Genomic DNA, 4,047 nt, shown 5'->3' with positions numbered 1-4,047 from the left:
GGTTATTAATGAGTTTTTACCCTGCGGATATGACGGAAGTTAGTTGGCTGAAATTATCTGATTTATTGGCTGGATGGCTCTAAAGCGCTGGTTTCAGGCTGATCGTGGGTGCGCGAATTTTCCGGGTTTATGCGTCGTTGAACGTGGCGATTGAAGTAGAAAAGTTGTAACAAGTGGTCAGGTTTTTAGCGGTCGGTAGTTGGCGCTATAGATTGTGAAAGTGTCGTGATCTGAACATTGCCAAGTTGCTATACATGGGGGAATGCATGGGGCTCAGGTTTTCGGGGCCATGGGTAACTTGGCGTGTGCTGCGGATTGCATCTCCCAGCACCACAGACTGAGTGAGCGGATGGCCACTGCCGAGCAGTAGGTGGCTATTCCAGCTCAACCCATTTGAAAGACGCCCGGGCACTGGTGCGGGTGCTATGCCGACACTTTCATTTCAATGGGGAATACAGATGAGACTGAAACACACCGGATTAGCCCTGGCCGTGGCCAGCGCCTTGTCGATGTCGGCCGTAAATGCTGGCCAGGCAGACTCCAAGGGCTTTGTTGAAGACAGCACGCTAAACCTGATTTCGCGCAACCTGTACTGGAACATGGATCGCCATGACACCGGCACAGCGGATAACCGTGAGTGGGGCCAAGGCTTCCAGCTGGACTATGTCTCTGGTTTTACCCAGGGCACCGTTGGTTTTGGTGTGGACATGAGCGCCTACGCCGGTATCAAGCTCGACAGCGGCAGTGGCCGCGCCGGTTCGAAAATGCTGCCGAGCAATTCCAGCGGCGACAGCGAGGATGATTTCTCCTCCCTGGGCGGCGCGGTAAAGATGCAGCTCTCCAATACCGTTCTGAAATACGGCGACCTGCGTCCCTATAACCCGGTTATCGCCGTGGCGGACGCGCGCCTGGTGCCGGCAACCGCTACCGGTTTCCAGCTGGACAGTGCCGAAATCAAGGGCCTGAAAATCGACGCCGGTCATTTCACCTCGTCCAAAGACAACAACCAGTCCGGTAGCCATGACGGCTTTTACGCCGGCTACGCGGGTAAAGAGGGCGGCGATGTTGATTACGTTGGCGCCGCTTATAGCATCACCGACAGCCTGAGCGTCACTGCCTACGCGTCGCGCTATGAAGACCTGTGGAAGCAGTACTACGGTAACGGCAACTACGTGCTGACCCTGAACGACGAACAGTCCCTGAGCTTTGACTTCAACATTTACCGCACCTTGGACGAAGGCAAATCGCTTGCCGGCGACATCAACACCACCGCGTGGTCGTTTGCTACCGGTTATACCTTTGGCGCGCACACCCTGACCCTTGCCTACCAGAAGATTCATGGCGACACGCCGTTTGATTATCTGGTGCTCGGCGGCGGCGTCTTCCAAGACTCCATCTACCTGGCCAACTCCATGCAATTGGTGGACTTCAACGGTCCGGAAGAGCGTTCCTGGCGTTTGGGTTACAACCTGAATATGGCCACCTACGGCGTACCGGGTCTGACGTTCTATGCGGGCTACACCAAAGGCGACAACGTGGAAGGCGACCGCATCGAAGCGGGCAGCCCATACGCTTACTACGCTGACAACGAGAAACACTGGGAGCGGGATATCTCGGTGAAGTACGTCGTGCAGAGCGGCCCGGCCAAGGACCTGTCGTTCCGTGTACGTCAGGCGACTCACCGTATTTCCGGCACCTCGGACGCCAACTCGGATCAGGTTCGTTTTATCGTCGAGTACCCGCTCAGCATCTTGTAAGCCCTGCGTAACCAAACAATACGCCGTCGTCCCCGCGCAGGCGGGGACCCAGAATCTTCAGGGAAATAGAATTTCCTGCCCAATCCTGGATTCCCGCCTTCGCGGGAATGACGGTGTGTGATGTGAACGCTGTCTTTAACCCGGATCACGGAAGTTCGGGTGACGGCCGCTGACGGCTACCGATGTTTTTGTCGCCGTGGCGATATCAATCCCTTCACTGGCCACCTCGGCCAAAAAGTCGATCTGCTCCGGCGTGATCACGTAGGGCGGCAGGAAGTACACCACGCTGCCCAACGGCCGCAGCAACGCTCCCCGCTCCAGCGCATGCTGGAACACCTTCAAGCCGCGCCGCTCCTGCCAGGGGTACGGGGTCTTACTGGCTTTGTCTTGGACCATTTCAATCGCCAACACCATGCCGGTCTGCCGCACCTCGCTGACATGGGGGTGGTCGACCAAATGCGCGGTGGCGCTGGCCATGCGTGCGCTCAGGGCTTTGTTGGCTTCAATGACGTTGTCTTGCTCGAAGATATCCAGAGTCGCCAACGCCGCCGCACAGGCCAGCGGGTTGCCGGTGTAGGTGTGCGAATGGAGGAAGGCACGCAGGGTTTGGTAGTCGTCGTAGAAGCCTTGGTAGATCGTCTCGCTGGTCAGCACGGCGGCCATCGGCAGGTAACCGCCAGTGAGGGCTTTGGACAGGCACAGGAAGTCCGGCGCGATACCAGCCTGCTCGCAGGCGAACAGGGTGCCGGTGCGACCAAAGCCGACGGCAATTTCGTCGTGGATCAGGTGCACGCCATAGCGGTCGCACGCTTCGCGTAGCAGCTTGAGGTACACCGGGTGATACATGCGCATACCGCCGGCGCCCTGAATCAGCGGCTCGATAATCACCGCCGCCACGTCTTGGTGATTCTCCGCCAGCGCCTGTTCCATATGGCCAAACATCAGGCGCGAATGCTCCTCCCAGCTCACCCCCTCAGGGCGCAGGTAGCAGTCCGGGCTGGGCACCTTGATGGTGTCCATCAGCAGCGATTTATAGGTTTCGGTAAACAGCGCCACATCGCCCACCGACATCGCCGCAATGGTTTCGCCGTGGTAGCTGTTGGTCAGGGTGATAAAGCGCTTTTTCTGCTCCTGGCCGCTGTTGCGCCAGAAGTGAAAGCTCATCTTTAGCGCCACTTCAATGCCGGATGAACCGTTGTCGGCGTAGAACACCCGGTCGAGCCCGGCCGGGGTGAGTTTCACCAAGCGTTCGGATAACTCGATCACCGGCTGATGGCTAAAGCCGGCGAGGATCACGTGTTCCAGTTGGTCGACCTGGTCTTTGATGCGCTGGTTGATGCGCGGGTTGCAGTGACCAAACACATTCACCCACCAGGAACTCACCGCATCGAGGTAGCGCTTGCCGTCGAAGTCTTCCAGCCAGACGCCTTCGCCGCGCTTGATGGGCACCAGTGGCAATTGCTCGTGGTCTTTCATCTGCGTACAGGGGTGCCAAAGCACCGCCAGGTCGCGTTGCATCCACTGATTGTTCAGGCTCATGTGCAAACTCCAAGGCATTCGAGGCAGCTGTACAGACGCAGGCCCGCTAGGTGCGAGGCACGCCGTGCTGGCAAACAGGGGCGCCAGCCTATGCAATGGGCCGCCTGGGAACAACGGGCAATCGCGAAAGCCCAGGTTTTACAGGCACTTGTCCGACGGGCTCCGCTGGTTCGGGGTACGGCCGTGGCGTATCCTGCGCGCCATCTAAAGTGTTCCGCTGCCTGCGGAGCCGGGTGAGGAGTAGGGCATGTTACGGACCGGTTTGCGCGCCTTGGCGCTGCTTGCGATGGGTGTGTTCAGCGTGGCTGCGCAGGCCGCCGATAAACTGGCCCCGGCTGCTGCTAAGCAACCGACGGCGATTGTGGTCGGTGGTGGGTTGTCCGGTTTGACCGCCGCCTATGAGTTGCAACAAAAAGGCTGGCAAGTGACGCTGCTGGAAGCCAAACCAAGCATCGGTGGTCGTTCCGGCCTGGCTACCAGCGAGTGGATCGGCGGCAAGAAAGTACAGCCGACCCTTAATAGCTACCTCGACACCTTCAAGCTGCAAACCCTGCCTGCGCCTGAGTTTGTGCGTAACCCCAGCTACCTGATCAATGGCGAGTATTTCAGCGCCGCCGATCTGGCCACCAAGCAGCCGGAAACCGCTGAAGGCTTGAAGCGTTTCGACAAAAGCCTGGACGACCTGGCCGCTTCGATCACTGACCCAATGAACCCGGCCGCCAACAACACCCTGTTCGCCCTCGACCAGATC

At 58.6% G+C, this 4,047-nt stretch carries 3 protein-coding genes; 2 read left to right on the top strand and 1 reads right to left on the bottom strand.

The genetic code is table 11. The annotated features are described in order from the left end of the window. Positions 1-458: 458 nt before the first annotated feature. Positions 459-1,757 (top strand): OprD family porin, encoded by a 1,299-nt coding sequence (locus tag AAAB16_RS24355; RefSeq protein ID WP_340665666.1) that lies wholly within the window; start codon positions 459-461, stop codon positions 1,755-1,757. 135 nt (positions 1,758-1,892) lie between these two features. Here the strand turns inward: AAAB16_RS24355 and AAAB16_RS24350 are convergent, their stop codons facing one another. Then, a complete protein-coding gene (locus AAAB16_RS24350) occupies positions 1,893-3,296 on the bottom strand; it encodes an adenosylmethionine--8-amino-7-oxononanoate transaminase (RefSeq protein WP_340665665.1) in 1,404 nt (467 codons plus the stop codon). Positions 3,297-3,543: 247 nt separating this feature from the next. On the opposite strand from AAAB16_RS24350, the gene AAAB16_RS24345 reads away from it, so the two are divergent. Then, positions 3,544-4,047: FAD-dependent oxidoreductase (locus AAAB16_RS24345; protein WP_340665664.1), on the top strand; the 504-nt coding region annotated here is incomplete at its 3' end.

It is taken from the genome of Pseudomonas sp., from assembly GCF_037994325.1.
Lineage (GTDB): Bacteria > Pseudomonadota > Gammaproteobacteria > Pseudomonadales > Pseudomonadaceae > Aquipseudomonas.
The sequence above is the reverse complement of the archived record's forward strand: the minus strand, read 5'-3'. Positions and strand labels throughout refer to the sequence as shown.

Bases quoted from the DNA above. Each gene is read 5' to 3' on its own strand.
- AAAB16_RS24350 (WP_340665665.1), bottom strand. From the start codon at position 3,296: ATGAGCCTGAACAATCAGTGGATGCAACGCGACCTGGCGGTGCTTTGG.
- AAAB16_RS24355 (WP_340665666.1), top strand. From the start codon at position 459: ATGAGACTGAAACACACCGGATTAGCCCTGGCCGTGGCCAGCGCCTTG.